The following is an 18468-nucleotide window of genomic DNA, read 5'->3' on the forward strand; positions in this document are numbered from 1 at the left end:
CAAGCTCGATAGCCAAGCTCACCTCATCGCTTTATTTAAACCTAGCTTTCAATTGGTTAATGGCTTCCGGCGGTGCCACTTTGCTCAATGATGAAATACATTGCTCAAACGCCTTTGGTACGCCCGGTATATGACTGTTTCGCGCCAACACTTCACACTGGGCATACAGGTGCTGTGGGTTGCGGCTAAATTGGTAAGCCTTATGCAGTGATTGACTTGCCGCAAGCACATCCGATTTTTCCAAAGCCAATCCGTACACATACCAATATTGAGGGTCGGTTTGCGCAGTTTCAGCGGCTTGTTTAAGGTAGTCCGTTGCTTGTTCGTAATCTTTCACACGAAGCAGAGACAATCCTGTGCTGTATGGCAAAACACTCGATTTAGGCTGAGCTTCAATACCTTGCTTCAAGGTCGACAACGCTTTTGCCTCGTTACCTTGCGCTCGATACAAATCCGCTAAATTGGCGTAGCTGTTTTCGAAATAAGGCTCAATCTCGATAGCGCCTAGATAAAACTCAATCGCTTTGTCGTGCTGGCCTAAATCTCGGTAAACGTTGCCTAGGTTAGTACGTCCAAATCCTCTGTCGGCATTAAATTGCTGTATTTCAATGTACTCTTCTAATGCAGGCTTGATTTGGTCTTTCTGCAGAGGGTTCATTTCTCCCCAATAACGCACTAATGCGCCTGCGGTTTCTGAACGAATCGACAATACAGGGTCTTTCAGTAGCGGCTCTAGAATTTGCCAACGGTCAGTGAATGGGAAACCAGACGAGCCTTGTACCACACCCAAACGGATCATTTCATCATCATGTTTCACCGCTCTTGCCAGCGAAATAAGCGTATTCTTACCCGTATTACCGCCCAAACGTTCTAAGCTCGATGCACGAATGATATTGCTTAAGCTAGAGTCCTGAGCCGAGTATGCCAACGCATCCTCTGCACCTCTGTGCCCTATCGAGTCAGCATAAAAGGCAACGGCAAAGTGCTGCTGATTACGATACTTAGAATCTGGGAACCACTCACCGATTTGCTTATCTGCCCACTGGTCGGTTTGATCTGCATGACAGCTAGTGCACACGTTCGGCGTTTTAATGTGTTGGCTAATATCAGGACGTGGGATATGCCAACTGTGGTCACGCCTTGGGTCGACCTCCATGTAAGTCGTCTCTGGCATGTGACAAGTCGTGCATTGTGAAGCTTCAGTATTCGCTTCGTGGAATGTGTGCTTTTCAGGCGTGTATTCTGATGCAATATGACATTGGCTACACACGGCTTCTTCCGCAATTTTTAGTTCAGCGGTATGAGGATCGTGGCAGTTAGTACATGTGACGCCTTTTTCAGCCATCACTGATTGCAAGAAAGATCCGTAAACGTAATCTTCATCGTAGATTTGACCATCGTTGTGGTAAAGCTCTGGGGTAATCAAGCTCAAGCGATACTTATCAAAGAAAGACCCGTTAACGTGATCACCCGTTTCATTTAACTGAGTACGACGGCTGTGGCATTGAGCACAGGTTTGAACTTGATTGGTATGGATGATGTCTTTTGGTTGCAGGGTTGAATTACCCTCTTGATAGATCCACTCTTTGACCGACTTCGACAAGTCGCGGTCAAAACCATAATGCGCCGAGACTGGAGCATCCTTTCCACCGTTAGCTTTTGCTAGCTGAGCCTTTTCAACGTGCTCACTCGCAGGGCCATGACACGCTTCACAACCGACATTAATCTCAGACCAAGTAGTGTTGTAGGTATTACTCGCGCTGTCGTAGTTTTTCTCTAGGTTCGTTGAATGGCAATCAGCACACATGAAGTTCCAGTTTTGACCGCTATTGGTCCAGTAGAATTCATCGGTGTTGGTGGTATCAGGATAGAGGTGAAACCAGCGTTGACCGCCTTCGCCCTCAGTGCGAGAATCCCAAGCGAAAGGAATCAACTGTACACGGCCGTCTTCAAATTCAACCATGTATTGTTGTAGTGGTTCAAAGGCAAAGGTATAGCTGATTTTGTAATCTTTAAAGTGGCCGTCTTGCCCTTCAATATTGACCCAGAACTCTTCGCCCTTGCGGAAAAATCGGTTGGGTTTACCGTCATGAGTGAATGTTTGATCGTTGAAATCGCCTAATACAGATTCGTCTGTAGCGTGCTTCATCGCCATATCATGATGAGAGCCCTCCCACGCTGCGACTTCTTCACTATGACAATCAACACATGCTTCCGAACCGACATAGCTGGCTTTAGAACCGATAGGTAAAGCGTCAGAGCTAACGGGTGACGCTACAGAGTTGGCCTTTGAAATATCAGAGTTGATATTAGGATCTTGCTCGTTGGCATAGGCGTTCAGACTGAACAGCGACAACATCAGTGAAGACAAGATTGCGGATAATACTGCGACTCGCTGGTGTTTCAATCCGTTTACCAGTGAGCACAACCATGCAGACATAACATTCCTTGTTTTTATACATCCTTATGCTTAATAAGGTAGACGTAAAAACAACGAATTTACAATTATTTAGTGGCAATGAGCTCGATTGTTGTGATTCGTATTCACGACCGGGATTTACTCATCGATATGCGCATAAAAAAAGAGCTCCTAAGAGCTCTTCAATCTGTTCAGTTTCACTCAAACAATCACTTACTTGTTATGAGATTCCTGCAGTTTTTCCATTACCTGATCCAAGCTAAAGCTCGCAGCTTTTTGACGTGGCGGATATTCAGCAAAGGTTTCTAGGAACTTGCCCACATACGCTTGTGCTGGAACGAACATATAAGCATGGTCTAACAACCAGTCGTAATATGTGTTCGATGTAATGTCTGCGTTTTCGTATGGGTCCATACGGAGGTTAAACAGCTTAGGAAGACGTAACGTCACGAACGGTTCAGCCCAAATTTGCATAGTACCCGTTGCGCGCTGCTCCATAAACACCGCTTTCCATTGGTTATAACGAAGTGCTGCTAGATCACCGTCATCGGTAAAGTAGAAGATCTCATGACGACGACCTTTTTCTTCTTCGCCAGTTAAGTATGGAAGGAAGTTATAGCCATCTAAGTGAAGCTTGAACGTTTTATCACCAGCGGTGTGGCCTTTAAGTAGCTTCTCTTTGATTTGGTCATCGCCTGCTGCTGCAAGGAAGGTTGGCATCCAGTCCATATGGTGCATGATTTCGTTAGAAACGGTTCCTGGTTCAATCTTACCAGGCCAACGAACCATTGCTGGTACACGGTATGCACCTTCCCAGTTGGTGTTTTTCTCACCACGGAACGGGGTTGTACCCGCATCAGGCCAAGAGTTCATGTGAGGGCCGTTATCCGTTGAGTAGAAAACAATCGTGTTGTCTTTGATACCCAACTCATCCACTTGCTTCAATAGTTGCCCAACGTGTCGATCGTGCTCAACCATACCATCAGCGTAGTTACCGACACCGGTTACGCCTTTACTGTCGGCTTTCACGTGCGTTCTAAAGTGCATACGTGTCGCGTTCCACCACACGAAGAATGGTTTGTCCGCTTTCACTGCGCGATCCATAAAATCAAGTGCCGCGTCTAGTGTTTCTTCATCAACCGTTTCCATACGCTTACGCGTCAGTGGACCGGTATCTTCAATCTTGCCATCAGCGAATGACTTAATGACACCACGAGGGCCAAATTTCTTACGAAACTCAGGATCGGTTGGGTAATCTTCATTCTCTGGTTCTTCTTCAGCATTTAGGTGGTAAAGGTTGCCAAAAAATTCGTCAAACCCGTGTGCTGTTGGAAGGAATTCATCTTTATCGCCAAGGTGGTTTTTACCAAATTGACCTGTCATGTAACCCATAGGTTTCAGCATTTCTGCGATTGTCGCGTCTTCTGCTTGTAAGCCAATGTCTGCGCCCGGCAAACCTACTTTACTCAAACCCGTTCGTAATACACTTTGTCCCGTGATAAAGGTAGAGCGACCCGCAGTACAAGATTGCTCTGCGTAATAGTCCGTAAACATCATCCCTTCTTTCGCGATGCTATCAATATTCGGGGTTTTGTAACCCATGAGACCGAAGGTGTATGCACTCACATTGGATTGACCAATATCGTCCCCCCAAATAACCAATATATTTGGCTTTTCAGCCGCAAAAGTGGCGCTGGACGCGGCCATCATCGCTGTACCCAAAATCGCTAATCGACGTTTAGCGCCATATTTCGCTGTCATAGAAACCTCTTCGTAAGTTATTTGCATCCTGCCCTACAACGTATAGTCCATTTTTTACACATGCGCGAGATACCCTAAGCTATTAATCTTTTTGTCATTTTTATTGAGATACGGATACAGAAATCATCGATAAGGTTTACGCCAACAAACATGATAAGGATCACACATACAAACTAAGGCTTTATTCTACGTACCCACTGGAGCTGATATTAATCAATAGGTTACCTAAGCATCATAACGATTGGTTATAAGCACTATAAAAGGACGTAACGGAATTTTGAGAATAACATTTGCTCATCGATGCGTTGTTCTAACGCATTAATCTTAAAAGTGAATCGGAGTCCTTATGGGTACTAAAATTAATAAACTAGCATTAGGTGTTGGCTTATTAGCAGCTTCTTCAGCGGCAACAGCAGCAGAAAAACCAAACATTCTTGCTATCTGGGGTGATGACATTGGTGTATTCAACATCAGTGCATACAACAACGGTATGATGGGTTACGAAACACCTAACATCGACCGTATTGCTAACGAAGGCGCACTATTTACTGACCACTACGGTCAACAATCGTGTACTGCTGGTCGTGCTGCATTCCTAACAGGTCAAGAACCTTTCCGTACTGGTCTATTGACTATCGGCATGCCAGGTTCGGACCACGGTATCCCTGATTGGGCTCCAACGATCGCAGACCTTCTTAAAGAACAAGGCTACATGACAGCTCAGTTCGGTAAGAACCACATGGGTGACCAAGACAAACACCTTCCAACGAACCACGGTTTTGACCAGTTCTTCGGTAACCTGTACCACCTAAACGCCGAAGAAGAGCCAGAAACATATTACTACCCTAAAGACCCAGAGTTCCGTAAGAACTACGGCCCTCGTGGTGTAATCAAGTCTACTGCTGACGGTAAGATTGAAGATACTGGCCCAATGACGCGTAAGCGTATGGAGCATGCGGATGAAGAGTTCCTAGAAGAATCTCTAGCATTCATGGAAAAAGCGGTAAAAGCTGACAAACCATTCTTCATCTGGCACAACACCACTCGTATGCACGTGTGGACTCGCCTACAAGAGAAATACCAAGGTAAGTCAGGTATCAGTATTTATGCTGATGGTATGTTAGAGCATGATGACCATGTTGGTGTGCTTCTAGACAAGCTGGATGAACTAAAAATCGCTGACAACACTATCGTAATTTACTCTACCGATAACGGTGCTGAAACGGTTTCTTGGCCTGATGGCGGCGCAACTTACTTCCACGGTGAGAAAGGTACAACTTACGAAGGTGGTATGCGTGTGCCTCAGCTAGTTCGCTGGCCTGGGACTATCAAACCTGGAACTAAAATCAACGATATCATGGGCCACCAAGACTGGATTCCTACTCTACTAGCAGCCGCTGGTGATGATAAAGTGGTTGAGAAGCTAGCATCTGACAAAGGTGCAACTTACAACGGTAAAAACTGGCGCGTACACCTAGATGGTTACAACTTCCTGCCTTACTTCCAAGGTAAAGAAGAGAAAGGCCCTCGTGACAGCATGCTTTACTTCTCTGCTAACGCTGAGCTAAACGCAGTACGTTGGAATGACTTCAAGATTTCGTTTGCTGTGATGGATGGTAACATTGTGGATGCAGTTCGTTTCCAACCAAACTGGCCTCAAGTTGTTCACCTACGTGCTGACCCATTCGAAAAAGCACCGCACGAGTCTGGTATGTACCTACGCTGGATGGCAGACAACATGTGGTTATTCGTTCCAGTAGGAAATCAGGTTCAAGAGTTTATGACGACGCTACCAGATTACCCTATGCAGAATAGCCAAGTACTGAACCCAGGTAACTTCAACCAGAATGCATACATGCTTCAAGGTAAACTTAAGCAACTAGAAGCGGCAGCAGCGCAAGCTAAATAAGCTACTCTAGATTAAAAATGTAATAACGAAGCCGTGGTGACTGAATGCAGTGACCGCGGCTTTTTAGTATCCAATACAAATAACATAAGACGCGAACCGCCAACTAGTACAATTCACACCCAACCTACCCTCTCATTTTTCAAAAATAAAAACTCACACTAGTCAATGTGAACCTTAATATATGACCGTTGCGTTAAGATTTCGCAAATTTTTTCAAATCCTTATGACATGACTTGAATTGGAGTTCTTACCATGCGATTGTAGTTCAACTGCCCATAAACAACTGTATGATTATGAAAACATTACAATCCATTGCGCTGCTTTCGACAATTATCGCAGCGCCACAAGTGTTAGCTGACGTAACAATTGAAGTTCCTTCTAGCGCAGATGCTTTAGTCGAAGTCTTAGCTGTTAATGAGGCTAAACCTGATCTCGACGGTGGTTTCTTCTCTTCGAGCAAAACGATCACCGTTCCAGATGGCGTAAACCAAATCGTTTTCAAATATCAACTGGCTTTCAGCCAAGGTAACGACCGAGAGTTTGTCGATAGCGATACCATTATTGCTACTTTTGATGCGACAGACACAGCATTGACGTTTGACATGCCTAAGTTCCGTAACACCAACGAAGCGAAAAAAGGCCTTCAAAACTTAGATTGGAAACTGGTTGATGAAAACCAAAATGCAATCAGTGTTAAGCAAGACAAACTTATCAAAGATGGCATGCAGATTGGTCGTAAGTACCCGCAAGAAGCGAAGGAGTACAACCAGAAAGGCGGCATCGCAGCACTTACAGTAGGTGCTAGCGCGGGCGCAGCAGTTGTAGCACAACCCGTAACGCTTCCAGCAAAGATTGACGGAAATGCGGCGAATACAGCTGAAGAAATGTTGTATTTCTGGTACGAAAAAGCGGATGCTGAAACGAAGCAGAAATTCAAAGACTACGTGAACAAGTAGCTCAATGGTCTTAATTTAAAAACGAAAGAAGCTGGCGCACTGCCAACTTCTTTTTTGTCTTCATCTAGATGATTTAGGCTTATATAGATTAAGCAGACTCAGTCGATAACACTTTTCCATCTACTTTTGTTGGCCACCCTAGCGCTTTGTATTCAGCTGCTAGTAAATGGGCACAGCGGCTAGAAATTCTGGTCAAAATCAGCTTTAGCTAAGTAACCTTGAACAAGCTCTCGATATTGCTGCTTCAATGGCGCTTCAATAAAGCTCGCGTCTATCGCATTCAAACTAAACAGCGCTAACTCCTTATGCGTCATCTCATGAGCTTTGCTCACCGCATTAAAGTTATCCGACATGTAACCACCAAAATAAGCAGGGTCATCCGAGTTAATCGTTACAGCCACACCCTTTCTGAGCAGTTCGACAATGTTGTGGTCTTCCATCACATCGAATACACGCAATTTAATATTCGACAGTGGGCACACCGTCAGTGGCATTTTGGTTTCAATCAGCTCTTCGATTAGAGCTTCGTCTGTCATGCACTGGACACCATGATCCACTCGACTCACGCTGAGCATTTCAATCGCATCGACAATGTTTTGAGCCGGCCCTTCTTCTCCTGCATGCGCCACCGTCAAGAAGCCCGCTTGTTTTGCTTGTTGGAATACACGCTTGAACTTCTCTGGTGGGTGTCCTAATTCAGAAGAGTCCAGTCCAACCCCGACGATCTTATCTTGATGCTTCAATACCTCTGCGAACGTTTGAATGGCGCTCTCTTCAGATAAATGGCGCAGAAAACATGCGATGATTTGAGAGGTAATGCCCAACTCTTTATGACCCTGTTCAAGCGCACGATGAATGCCGTTAATAGCGGTGTCGAATGCAATGCCACGATCGGTATGTGTCTGAGGATCAAAGAAAATCTCAGTATGGATAACATTGTCGGCTTTACAGCGTTCTAGATAAGCCCATGTTAAGTCGTAGAAATCCTGTTCTGTGCGCAGTGCATCAGCACCTTGATAATAGATATCCAGAAATGACTGTAAATCATCAAATTCGTATGCGCGTCTTAGTTGCTCTGGGGATGAATAAGGCAGCTCAATGCCATTGCGTTGAGCAAGCTGGAAAAGTAACTCAGGTTCGAGCGAACCTTCAATGTGTAAATGCAACTCTACTTTTGGGAGCCCTTGAATAAATGCGTTCATATTTCACCTACTATGGATTTTAGGTGTGCACTTACTCTGAATAATAGACAGGAGGTTTTCTTGAACGCCATTACAAAGAGTAAGAACACAATTGTGATCTAAACCCTTCGTAATCAGCACTTTGCGGGAGCTGGTAGAGACCCCCAAACCATATCATTGGGGTTATACGAAGCAAACGGTTGCTACTATACAGAGTTTAATGGGAATTTCACTAATCAATTGCTCATTAACCGATTTCTAAAGCAGGAACCTGTTTGGTTCGATCTCAACGGTAATCTGGTCGTATTCTCGACATCAGCAACATATCGATGTACTTACCCGCTTTGAACGTACTGAGTCTTTTTGTGCCTTCTAACTGAAAGCCTACACGTTCATACAAAGCAATAGCGGCGTGGTTATCGGCATGAACCTCTAACTCAAGACGCACGAGATTAAGCCAGTTATCCGCCTGATTGATCGCTTCTTGCATTAACGCCTTACCGACCCCTTTACCATGCATATCCGGGTGAATAGCAATACCAAGACCAGCGCAGTGCCTGTCTCTTACCTTGGTGGTCATGAATAAAGTAATGTGACCCACTACTTTGCCGGAGACTTCCGCAACCAGAGTGAAATGGTCTGAATGACCAAACAGTCGCTCCACTTGTTCAGAACTAAGATAAGGCTTTTGTGAGGTGTTTTCTGAAACTGAAGGGCGGCGATAAATATCGAAAACATCTTGGCTATCCGTTGCTTCTAAATGTCTAATTTGTATTTCCAAAGCGCTTCCTTATCCTATTATTTCTATCCATAAGCTAATTTTCATATTACGGGTAGCAACGGGAACCTACAACCTTTAAAGGTGTAAGTGCCCGAAATAATTAAACAAATAGTAAGACTGAACTTAAACTTCTGCTTTGATGAGTATTTTTAAAATAGTGTGAATATCAGAATTTATAATCCACACCCACACTCGCTAATACTTGCTCGGAGTTATAGAAATCGATATTAGAATCTATGCTTCTTAAACCCAGTAAAGTAATGAACGCCCAATCTTTATAGCCCATCAAACCACCAAACTCATAAGCTAAGAATGCACCGAATTCATTCTCTTCACGTACTTGCCCGTAAATTGGATTCGACTCATCATATTCACGGTCACTTGCATCTAGGGTAACAACAAAACCGTGGCGACCGACTCTCTTCGCGTAGTTTAATTCAATTCCATAACTATCGAAGCTGAGTGCTCCTCCTTCTGCGTCTGAGTGGAAATACACCATTGAAGGAACAAATAGACCTGCTTGGTTTGGCAAGATAAAGCGGTACCCTGCTTTGGCGTACACATAGGTTCTTTCCCTATCCAGCAGCACAGCATCTTCCGGAGATAAGACTTGGCTACCAGATAGCTCTTCATCAACATCAGATTGCCCAAATGCGAGATCCGTTCGAAAACCAGTTCCACCGATATTAGTGAGCTGCAGTCGTCCTACATTACCTTTCACATCCGTTTCATTTCGATTAACGCCAACAGCATACGGATCCGTCCAAGCCTTGCCCGAGATAAGCGTAGGAAGAACAGAAAAATCCAATATTGTGCCTCCAGATAGCTGATGTCGATAACCAATCTCAAAAGCAATGGTACCTGTTGCAATATCCTCTCGAGTGGTACCCGCATACACTTGATGAGTCAGTGACTCACCAAAGGTATATTGAACCGTACCCAAAAAACCGAGTAGCCCTTGATTTTCGCTGTCCCCCTCCTTGGTGTTAGTTGCTTGATTCGCGTCTTGCTCGGTGCTCAAGTTACTGCTGTCAGAAGATACACCCGTCAAGACACTGAAGTTACCACTGAAACCTTCCGTTGGTGCAAGGCCACTGTATGCAGGCATTGAAGCCAATGCAGAAAAGACTACTGGTAAAACAAACCTCATATTCACATCCATTACTTGAATAATCACCAAATAACTATAAGCATCAAATAACTATAAGCATCAAAATGGAATTATAACAAGCATTTGACAACATAAATTTATTCGCTTGACGCTGTCGATATCGCTAACCATTCACTCAAAGACACAACAAATTGATCTATCACGATTGGGCTTTCGTAATACCTCTCGAAAATAACGGACAAAACTCAAAGGAAGACAATATGTTTAATAAATTAATCAAAACCATGTCAGTGCTAGTTGCGACGCTTCTTTTTACGGCTTTTGCTCACGCTGATCACCACGGAATGAAGAAAGATATCGTTGACGTGGCGGCTGAAAACGGCTCTTTCAACACCTTGGTAGCAGCGGTAAAAGCGGCAGGCTTAGTTGAAACATTGAAAGGTGACGGTCCCTTCACAGTGTTTGCGCCAACGGATGAAGCGTTCGCTGCGCTACCAGAAGGAACGGTTGATATGCTGTTGAAGCCAGAACACAAAGACAAGCTGATTGCAGTACTGACCTATCATGTGGTGCCAGGGAAAATAATGGCGTCTGAAGTGATGAAACTTGATAGTGCCGTAACAGTGCAAGGCGAAGCGGTAATGGTAGGAATTGATCACGGCAACGTGATGGTCAACAAAGCGCAGGTCGTGATGGCAGATGTTGAAGCAAGCAATGGTGTTATCCATGTGATTGATGCTGTATTACTGCCTAAATAATAAAGATGAACACAAATCAAAGGTTCTTAGAGGGTGTGACAGGCTCACACCCTTTTGACGTTTAAATACCAAGTTAAGATCGGTATCAAACTAGCCGAACCTGCCTTTATATAAGCAAGAACCCGGATTACATAAACAAGCGCCCGAATATCAGAAAAGTCGCCATCGATACCACCTTCGTGAAGACCACTACCCAGATGCAGTCACCAATACTAGAGTGCGTCGCTTTCCCGAGTAGGAACACAAACAGAATCAACCCTAACACCCAACCTACTGTTGGAATCAATGACACCAGAGCAACGATAACAGCAATAGTAAGAAGGGATTTAAAATCTGCGACCACGAAAGACATTTTAGAGGCGATGTACATACAACATGCGGTGATTAATGCGTCCATCACAAACGCTAAAGCTTCAATACCCACTTTACTTCCTTCACTGATATTAGTTGAAGTGAATATTATCTCTAAAGAGATGATTTTTCTTGAATAAGAGAACAAAAAGCAGGTGAAAACTGTGTCAAAAATGAGATTACCGTTCGTCTGAAGGCATAGGTTTATTTGTTCGAGTCTTCTAAGCCTTTGACCAGTGCTCGCGACCGAGTCTGATTTGCTTTTTGATAGGCATCAAAGCCATCTTCGCGTTTACCTCCGAACAAACAAAGAAACGAGTTGATGACAAATGAAAAGAATGAGATGACGACAACAAAGAGAGGAAATAACCCCGACACCCCAGCATCTAAGGCAAGAACGCCAACAGCGAAGGACAACATCGACACCAATGTATATAGTTTAGATCTACTCACATGACTCATGAACAACACTCCTTGTATTCATTCAATGTTTAGATTAGACAAATTATCTTGCACACAATTTGAACTCATCGACAATATCAATAGATCAGGAAAAGTTATCCTTAATAAGGTTCATTAATATTTCAAACTCGGTTTCTGTATCCCTAAGAACACGAGTCCGCCTATTCAGCTGCCTTGTCCATCTTCAACTATCTTTTCCATCACGTAATTGGTCAGCTTTACGCCACGCATTTCGACTTCCTGTTCATTTACTACCTTAAAGCCAAGGTGCTCATAAAAAGGCCTTGCGGTAATACTTACTTCAGAGAAATATCTCGATACGCCACGAACTCGACCCACAGTGAAAACATGTTCCATCAACGCTTTCCCGACACCCTTCCCTTGATATTCGTGGTGACAGAAAAAGTGATCAATCAAGCCGTTAGGTTGCAGGTCAGTATAGCCAACAACGCAGCCATCGAGCTCAGCCACAAAGGGTTGTAACCCATTCATACGCTTTTGCCATAACGCAAAGTCAAAGCTACTGGGTGCCCAAGCTTCGACTTGCTGTTGAGAATAATCTCGAACATTCACGTTACGTACGGTATGAAAGAAGATCTCCCACAGTGCTTTGTCATCACTCGCTTGATAGTTTCGAATTCTAACCACAACATACTCCTTTTTGTCTTAAGTCCTTTCTGAGGTGCAAATAAACAGCTGAATCAGCAAGCTTTATAACCTAACAGCCTCAGCTTTAGAGCAAGATATCAACGATAAAACACAGCGAGCCAGATCGTCACCGTATCTTTATCTGTGCCAATAACCTTGTGCTTTTCTCTCGCAGCAATATTGGTGTAATTCCCTTTAGACAAGGTAACAACGCGTCCATCTTCAAACTCGATGACGCCTTGACCTTCTATCACCATCACCCATTCATTCTCATCTTGATCATACCAACCCTCTTCCGGGGAGCTGTGTCCATGCGACAATATTCTTTCAATTCGAGCACTGTCGTTGGCAATCAGGTCATTGAATATTTCATTGGGTATTGATGAAGGAACATCATTGTAAATGTTTGGCATCAAGCTCTCCTAGCTAGTATTGAATTGATTAATAATTTGGGCCTTAGCTTCAGTTGTAAACCTAAGCAGTGGCACTCTTTCTGAAGTAAAAACGGTAATAGCCCACCAAGTTACTGCAGATAAACAGCGCCTCCATAACAACCGCTGTTGGCGAACCAACTAAATAATTGTGAACCAACCAAAAGCTGGTTCCGATGATCATCAATTCTCTTAATCGACGGTCATCTTTATTGAAGGCAGCAAAGGTCTGAAATACGGAGGCAAAGCAACTCAATATGCTGGTCAGCCCTGAGTAAGTCACTGCGGTTGCGACCACCGACATCGAAGAAAACAAATATTTAAACTTAGACGAGGTAGAAAATACGCTCGTCAAATAGCGAATCGTGGCAATCGTCATTAAGCTCGCCGCTGTCCATTGTTCAAGAAGGATAAAGTGACTCGAAATAAGAACGCCAGCAAAGAACAGACAAGTGACGATTTTCTTCCTTTCCTTGAATTGGAATGACAGAAGATCAAAACAAATGGCTATCGCGACTAATACTTGGGAAAGATAAAAGGCAGACACGGTGATTCCTTCAATAATAACATTCCGCCCTAGCCGCTTCTTTCACGGTGAATAATCGAATAAAACATACTAGGCGGTTACAACAAAACAGAGCAAACAGCGCTCTAAAGCTTCTATAAAAATCTAAAGCTTCAACACACCACTAATCACAGTGGTCGCAGAGCCGATTAACTTTATTCGCCCATTAGCCAATAATTCAGTCGACATATAGCCACCACGACGAGACGCCTGATAAGCACTGAAACTGCTTTTGTTGAGCTTTTCTGCCCAGTGTTGCGTCAATGCGCAATGTGCCGAGCCAGTCACAGGATCTTCATTAACCCCAACCCAAGGTGCAAAGTAGCGAGAAACAAAATCAAGTTCCGTATTTGCTGCCAATGCTGTCACCACTACACCTCGCCCTTGAATACCTTTTAACGCATCAAAGTTTGGTGAAAGCTCCAATAACACTTGTTCGTTGGAAACTTCGATTAACTGCTTAGAGTCAAATTCTCTGAATGAAACTACTTGATGCGGATCTAAACCTAGGTGTTCAAGCAGCGTGAGGTTGGGTTCAGAACGCAATGATAGCTGTGTACTAGGAAAATCAAGCTCGATAGACGATTCACAAACGGCGGCAGATAATTCCCCAGATAAGGTGTTAAACACGACCTTATCACCTGTCTCAAGCAGTCCTTGTTCTTTCATCACATGAACCGTTGCCAGTGTGCCATGTCCACACAGCTTCACTTCGACTTCGGGAGTGAACCATTTAAGCGTCATAGTGTTAAGCGCGAGAAAAGCCGTTTCAGATACCGCCATCTCTTCAGCGATTGAAAACATTAACGACTCATCCAACGGCTCTTTGGAGATACAGACCCCGGCAGGGTTCCCTTTAAACGTTTGAGTTGTAAACGAATCTACTTGATATATCTCTAAATCCACAATGGCTCCTAAATGCACAACATTTCCCAAACCGGCAATCATGGCTCGTTGGGACATAACCTAGATATTGCTGCCCACAATAAGCACAATCACCTTGTGCTACAAGTCTTTAGCAACAACTTTATCGATACTTATTGAGAAACGAAACAAATGATAAACAAACGTTATAGAAGTGTTTTTAGGGATAAAAGAACATTGAACATAAGAGTAAATCGCGATGGCAAAACAAAGGAATAACGACGATTAATACGAGCGAAAACCCGAAAAAGGTAATCACCGCATCATTATTTAATGCTTAATAACTTGTAAGAATGGATATTATGATGAATATTAATTTAAATAATCCATTCACGGACAATAAACTGGAATACGTACTTGTGTTGAATACGATACGACGGAGTCATCCTTGCCTCACACGATAAAGGTTCGGTATCAAGTAGGAGTAGCAAGTTGCTATTTGCATGAAATGCATGAAGTTGAAGTTAAATTAAGTGCCTAAATTTGAATCATGTCGCAAACTTTGGGCTACGATTTAGTTATCACGTACGAAAGGGAATCCGTCAGTGAAAGCGTTTTGCGTATCAATACTTGCGTCAACATCCTTTTTGGCTAGCCCTGTATTTGGCCAGCAGCATGATATTTATCTCTACAATTGGGATGAATTTTTATCTGACAGCGTCGTTACCCAGTTGAGTGATACCTACGGCATCTCACTAAAGCAGCAATATTTTTCTGACGAGTCCATTCGTGATGAAGTGCTATTGAGTGAACGACGAGGTGCGTTTGAATTGGTTGTCATTGAAAGTATTAAACTGAAAGCGCTGGCTAAACAGAACTTATTCCACAACCTGAGCGACTTGCAGCAATCCCTTTCAAGCAACTTTGACTCAAGATGGGTGGATGGGTGTGGCGAATATGGAATCCCCTACGCTTGGGGGACATCCGGCATCTTATACCGAAGCGGAAAAGTTGAGACTCCCAAGTCTTGGGGCGCTCTTCTAGACCCTGAAACCAAAACCAGCGGCCGAATCAGCATGTATTATGAGCCTACGGATTTGGTGAGTGCTGCGCTTCTGATGAATCAATTTGAGCCGTTTACCAACAATGAACAAGAACTTCGAGTCGCTTACAAAACGCTACAAGCACAGAAGCCTCACCTTGAAAGTAATGAATACGTTGTCGATTATATTCGTCATCCCGAACACTTAGCCAACATCGACCTCGCCTACGGATACTCAGGTGACAGCTATGTGCTTAATGATACCGAACCTGAGGCATCTTGGGCCTACACAGTGCCTCTAGAAGGAACAACCTTATGGTTAGAGTGTATGGCTGCAATTAACAACGGAGAGCGATCTCCACAGGCAACCACGATTCTCTCCTTCTTATCGCAACCCGAAATCGCCGCTCAAAACGCAATGGATTCATGGTTTGCAACGCCAAGTTCAAAAGCAAAAGCACTCACTTCTCAGGAGTATCAAAACGATCCCGAGCTTTTCCCGAATAAAGAAGTATTAGATCGCAGCTACCTTTATCAGCCGTTAGAACCGAGTAGCATTCAAATTCGCAATCGTATTGTCGACAGTTTGAGATAACTCATGCCAGTATTGAAGAAGCTCTATTTTGTACTTTTACCAACGCTGACATTTGTGCTCCTGATAGCAGGAATCGTGATGTACAACTTCGCATCAAATCATGCTAAGCACATGTATTTGGACAAGGTGCAATCTGATGTGAACACCGCTTTAGTCGCGGCGGAATACGAGCAGCTCGGCTTGTCCTTACTAGTTAAAGATATCGGTTCTTCGTTGCAGTTCCTCCGCTACATTCAAAATCCTGGCGACTACACGACTCTATCGCTATTGGAAAAACGAGTACTCCGAGTATTAAGCCAGAATCACGTCAATCAATTTGGGCAACGCAATGTTTATATCGTGGACCCTAAGTTCAAATTAACGCTTTCGACTCTCAGAGCCGATCCTTTCGAGGGGCTAAAAATCCCTGACAAGATTTATGAAAGAGTCTTCGACATATACACCTCGTTAATCAGCAAGAAGGAACTCTCCTACGAAGGCTTCTCTTATGTCTCGATTAGTGGCGAGCTCAGATATTCGTATGTTGCGGCAATTGACCCTTACCTCCTCCCTCAAGATAAACGTGCAAGTAGCAGTTTAAATCGCTACATTTTGATTGCTGACGGACCTCTGATACAACTCTCTAGCTTATTAATCAAATACAATGACGATGACAATATTCAGTTCTTAATCGAGCCATCCTCAGACGCTGCCAACATTGAAAATACCCAATTCGTTATCAAATCAATTGAGCAAACCCAAGATAAAATCAATGTGCAGATGACCAGCCGACATCTCATCGCGCAAGTAAATATTCGAGAACAAAAGTTCAACCATGAGAAAGCCATCATCGCTAAACAAACCTTGTTAGGTGGCTTTGGTACTCTCTTTACGATCATGTTGATCGTACATTTAGTGGTACGTTACCAACTCGTGCGACCGCTTAAAGACTTACTGCAAGAGATATCGATCGGCGGGCTCAAACTTAGATACTTCAAACGCTCATCAGGGCAAAGTGAAATTGATGGTTTAAAGAACGCGTACATAGACTCATTAACAGAGTTGAAATTCGAAGCCGAATTCGACCAACTCACCAAGCTAGCTAACCGACGCTCTTTCATCAGACACCTTGATGTACGACTAAAAAGCTCGATGAGCCCACACTGCTATGTGGTTTGTTGGGACATCATCGATTTTCGTAAAATCAACGATCTCTACGGGGCAAAAGTTGGTGATAATGTACTGATAAGCTTAGCTAAAGCACTGAAAGAGACACTACAAAACCAACAAGCCTCTTTGGGCTTTAGTTGCAGTGATTACTCTTTAGCCAGACTGGGAGGGAATCAGTTTATCGCGATCTTGGAGATGGGTAAGAACCAAGTGATAAACGAAGAAATTGAGAACATCAACAATACGCTGACCGGCACCACCTTCCTTGACTACTATGGGTTTCGATTATCACTCGCAACAGGTGTTTTACCGCTCGACACGCCAAAGTTCGATGAGATTTGGCACCGATGCATCGATGAAATGTTAGCTAATGCGAAGTCTCATAGTGATGGCGAAAGTCGTATTGTTTATGGCGAAGAGTTGTTACATACCTTGGAACGCCATGACGTTGTAGAGAAAAGACTCTTAGAGTGCTGCGAAAGTGACAACTTTGAACTTCGCTTTATGCCTATTTTTAACGCCAAGACACTTCAGATAGATGGCGCGGAGTGCCTGATTCGTTGCCCAGCCTTATTTGATATCGATGCGGGACCAGAAGAATTTATCCCAGTTGCAGAAAAGAGTAACCTTATTGCCAGGCTCGACATGTGGGTCATTGGCACCGCGATCAAAAGCTATAAAGAGCTTTCAGAACTTCATAAATACAAGGGCACTCTGTCAATTAATATCTCGGCGATGGAGCTCTACAACCGTAATTTTGCCGACAACATCCGTAAAGTACTCGAACGTTATCAAGTGCCACCTGGCAACATTATTATAGAGATTACCGAGACCAGTTACGTGAAAAGTACCAAGCTTACGGTGCAGACTATCGAGAGCCTCAGAAGCTTAGGTTTAAAGGTCTCCCTTGACGATTTTGGTACGGGCTACACAGCGTTTAACCAACTTCTCCACTACCCTGTGGATGAGCTCAAAATTGATAAGAGCTTTATCGATAACATGGTAGACGACAAGGCCGCCCGCAAGATGGTCGAATCTATGGTTAACTTAGGCCACTCTTGTGACACGCTAGTCGTCGGAGAAGGTGTTGAGTCGATAGAACAGTATCATTACCTCAGAAAAGCCAACTGTAACCTAATACAAGGCTACTTCTTCAGTCAGCCACTCACTTATCTGGAATTCATCGAGTTTGTTCGAAACCATAACCCGCAAGCAATTTTAAACCCGCAGTCTGTTAGCAGTTCGAGATCTAACGAGCGAATCGTTGCACTCACTCAAAAGCAGTAACCTCAAACCTAAACCTAAACCTAAACCTCAAAGCCTCTCTTCCTATTCAAGCGCGGAAAGCCACTATAGCTATAACTAGTAGTAGAACTATCTTCATCAGAGCAGGAGCTCTCTATTGGCTGCACATTGAATGAGGAGGCAAATAAAGAATGGCAAAAGCCATGATAGTGAAGCGGGAGAATGGTGAGCGTACAGTCA

At 43.8% G+C, this 18468-nt stretch carries 16 protein-coding genes and 1 riboswitch; of the genes, 5 read left to right on the forward strand and 11 right to left on the reverse strand.

The annotated features are described in order from the left end of the window. Positions 1 to 31: 31 nt before the first annotated feature. Positions 32 to 2440: a tetratricopeptide repeat protein gene (locus AB4486_RS18935; protein WP_065584632.1), complete on the reverse strand. Its 2409-nt coding sequence runs from the start codon at positions 2438 to 2440 to the stop codon at positions 32 to 34. A 192-nt stretch (positions 2441 to 2632) separates the two neighbouring features. Continuing rightward, the gene (locus AB4486_RS18940) at positions 2633 to 4180 is read right to left on the reverse strand and encodes an arylsulfatase (protein WP_372118161.1); all 1548 of its coding nucleotides are present in this window, start codon (positions 4178 to 4180) and stop codon (positions 2633 to 2635) included. A gap of 346 nt (positions 4181 to 4526) precedes the next feature. On the opposite strand from AB4486_RS18940, the gene AB4486_RS18945 reads away from it, so the two are divergent. Both AB4486_RS18945 and AB4486_RS18950 read left to right on the forward strand, forming a co-directional pair. After that, complete coding sequence (locus AB4486_RS18945) at positions 4527 to 6089, forward strand: arylsulfatase (RefSeq protein ID WP_017064704.1); 1563 nt, start codon at positions 4527 to 4529, stop codon at positions 6087 to 6089. 293 nt (positions 6090 to 6382) lie between these two features. Next, a complete protein-coding gene (locus AB4486_RS18950) occupies positions 6383 to 7045 on the forward strand; it encodes a DUF2057 family protein (RefSeq protein WP_371721767.1) in 663 nt (220 codons plus the stop codon). A gap of 179 nt (positions 7046 to 7224) precedes the next feature. On the opposite strand, the gene AB4486_RS18955 is transcribed toward AB4486_RS18950, so the two are convergent. From AB4486_RS18955 to AB4486_RS18965, 3 genes are all read right to left on the reverse strand, one after another. Continuing rightward, the gene (locus AB4486_RS18955; RefSeq protein ID WP_372118164.1) at positions 7225 to 8247 is read right to left on the reverse strand and encodes an adenosine deaminase; all 1023 of its coding nucleotides are present in this window, start codon (positions 8245 to 8247) and stop codon (positions 7225 to 7227) included. Positions 8248 to 8337: 90 nt separating this feature from the next. Then, a riboswitch (purine riboswitch) is annotated at positions 8338 to 8437 on the reverse strand. Between the two features lie 75 nt (positions 8438 to 8512). After that, positions 8513 to 9007: a GNAT family N-acetyltransferase gene (locus AB4486_RS18960; RefSeq protein WP_017066469.1), complete on the reverse strand. Its 495-nt coding sequence runs from the start codon at positions 9005 to 9007 to the stop codon at positions 8513 to 8515. Between the two features lie 166 nt (positions 9008 to 9173). After that, the gene (locus AB4486_RS18965; protein WP_372118167.1) at positions 9174 to 10157 is read right to left on the reverse strand and encodes a DUF2860 family protein; all 984 of its coding nucleotides are present in this window, start codon (positions 10155 to 10157) and stop codon (positions 9174 to 9176) included. A gap of 221 nt (positions 10158 to 10378) precedes the next feature. Between AB4486_RS18965 and AB4486_RS18970 the strand changes: the two genes are divergently transcribed. After that, complete coding sequence (locus AB4486_RS18970; RefSeq protein ID WP_372118169.1) at positions 10379 to 10876, forward strand: fasciclin domain-containing protein; 498 nt, start codon at positions 10379 to 10381, stop codon at positions 10874 to 10876. Between the two features lie 127 nt (positions 10877 to 11003). On the opposite strand, the gene AB4486_RS18975 is transcribed toward AB4486_RS18970, so the two are convergent. From AB4486_RS18975 to AB4486_RS19000, 6 genes are all read right to left on the reverse strand, one after another. Beyond that, a complete protein-coding gene (locus tag AB4486_RS18975; RefSeq protein WP_372118171.1) occupies positions 11004 to 11300 on the reverse strand; it encodes a hypothetical protein in 297 nt (98 codons plus the stop codon). Between the two features lie 131 nt (positions 11301 to 11431). Then, positions 11432 to 11689, reverse strand: a complete 258-nt coding sequence (locus AB4486_RS18980) for a hypothetical protein (RefSeq protein WP_017060020.1) — start codon at positions 11687 to 11689, stop codon at positions 11432 to 11434. 165 nt (positions 11690 to 11854) lie between these two features. Then, positions 11855 to 12337: a GNAT family N-acetyltransferase gene (locus AB4486_RS18985; RefSeq protein WP_017064712.1), complete on the reverse strand. Its 483-nt coding sequence runs from the start codon at positions 12335 to 12337 to the stop codon at positions 11855 to 11857. Between the two features lie 98 nt (positions 12338 to 12435). After that, positions 12436 to 12750: a cupin domain-containing protein gene (locus AB4486_RS18990; protein ID WP_372118174.1), complete on the reverse strand. Its 315-nt coding sequence runs from the start codon at positions 12748 to 12750 to the stop codon at positions 12436 to 12438. Between the two features lie 61 nt (positions 12751 to 12811). Continuing rightward, complete coding sequence (locus tag AB4486_RS18995) at positions 12812 to 13315, reverse strand: YgjV family protein (RefSeq protein WP_017071337.1); 504 nt, start codon at positions 13313 to 13315, stop codon at positions 12812 to 12814. Between the two features lie 123 nt (positions 13316 to 13438). Further along, on the reverse strand, positions 13439 to 14239 hold the full coding sequence (locus AB4486_RS19000; protein WP_372118176.1) for a PhzF family phenazine biosynthesis protein: 801 nt from the start codon (positions 14237 to 14239) through the stop codon (positions 13439 to 13441). Positions 14240 to 14802: 563 nt separating this feature from the next. Between AB4486_RS19000 and AB4486_RS19005 the strand changes: the two genes are divergently transcribed. Together AB4486_RS19005 and AB4486_RS19010 are read left to right on the forward strand one after the other, a co-directional pair. Beyond that, positions 14803 to 15834 carry a PotD/PotF family extracellular solute-binding protein gene (locus tag AB4486_RS19005; RefSeq protein ID WP_372058252.1) on the forward strand — a complete coding sequence of 344 codons (1032 nt, stop codon included), beginning with the start codon at positions 14803 to 14805 and terminating at the stop codon, positions 15832 to 15834. A 3-nt stretch (positions 15835 to 15837) separates the two neighbouring features. Continuing rightward, entirely contained in the window at positions 15838 to 18270 is a 2433-nt protein-coding gene (locus AB4486_RS19010) for a putative bifunctional diguanylate cyclase/phosphodiesterase (protein WP_372058253.1), read from the forward strand. The last annotated feature ends 198 nt before the right edge of the window (positions 18271 to 18468 follow it).

Origin of the sequence: Vibrio sp. 10N.222.55.C6, from assembly GCF_041473395.1 — a bacterium.
GTDB classification, from domain to species: Bacteria; Pseudomonadota; Gammaproteobacteria; order Enterobacterales; family Vibrionaceae; genus Vibrio; species Vibrio crassostreae_C.

Coding starts and splice junctions, on each gene's coding strand:
- AB4486_RS18935 (WP_065584632.1), bottom strand. CDS start 2,440: ATGTCTGCATGGTTGTGCTCACTGGTAAACGGATTGAAACACCAGCGA.
- AB4486_RS18940 (WP_372118161.1), bottom strand. CDS start 4,180: ATGACAGCGAAATATGGCGCTAAACGTCGATTAGCGATTTTGGGTACA.
- AB4486_RS18945 (WP_017064704.1), top strand. CDS start 4,527: ATGGGTACTAAAATTAATAAACTAGCATTAGGTGTTGGCTTATTAGCA.
- AB4486_RS18950 (WP_371721767.1), top strand. CDS start 6,383: ATGAAAACATTACAATCCATTGCGCTGCTTTCGACAATTATCGCAGCG.
- AB4486_RS18955 (WP_372118164.1), bottom strand. CDS start 8,247: ATGAACGCATTTATTCAAGGGCTCCCAAAAGTAGAGTTGCATTTACAC.
- AB4486_RS18965 (WP_372118167.1), bottom strand. CDS start 10,157: ATGAGGTTTGTTTTACCAGTAGTCTTTTCTGCATTGGCTTCAATGCCT.
- AB4486_RS18970 (WP_372118169.1), top strand. CDS start 10,379: ATGTTTAATAAATTAATCAAAACCATGTCAGTGCTAGTTGCGACGCTT.
- AB4486_RS18980 (WP_017060020.1), bottom strand. CDS start 11,689: ATGAGTCATGTGAGTAGATCTAAACTATATACATTGGTGTCGATGTTG.
- AB4486_RS18990 (WP_372118174.1), bottom strand. CDS start 12,750: ATGCCAAACATTTACAATGATGTTCCTTCATCAATACCCAATGAAATA.
- AB4486_RS19010 (WP_372058253.1), top strand. CDS start 15,838: ATGCCAGTATTGAAGAAGCTCTATTTTGTACTTTTACCAACGCTGACA.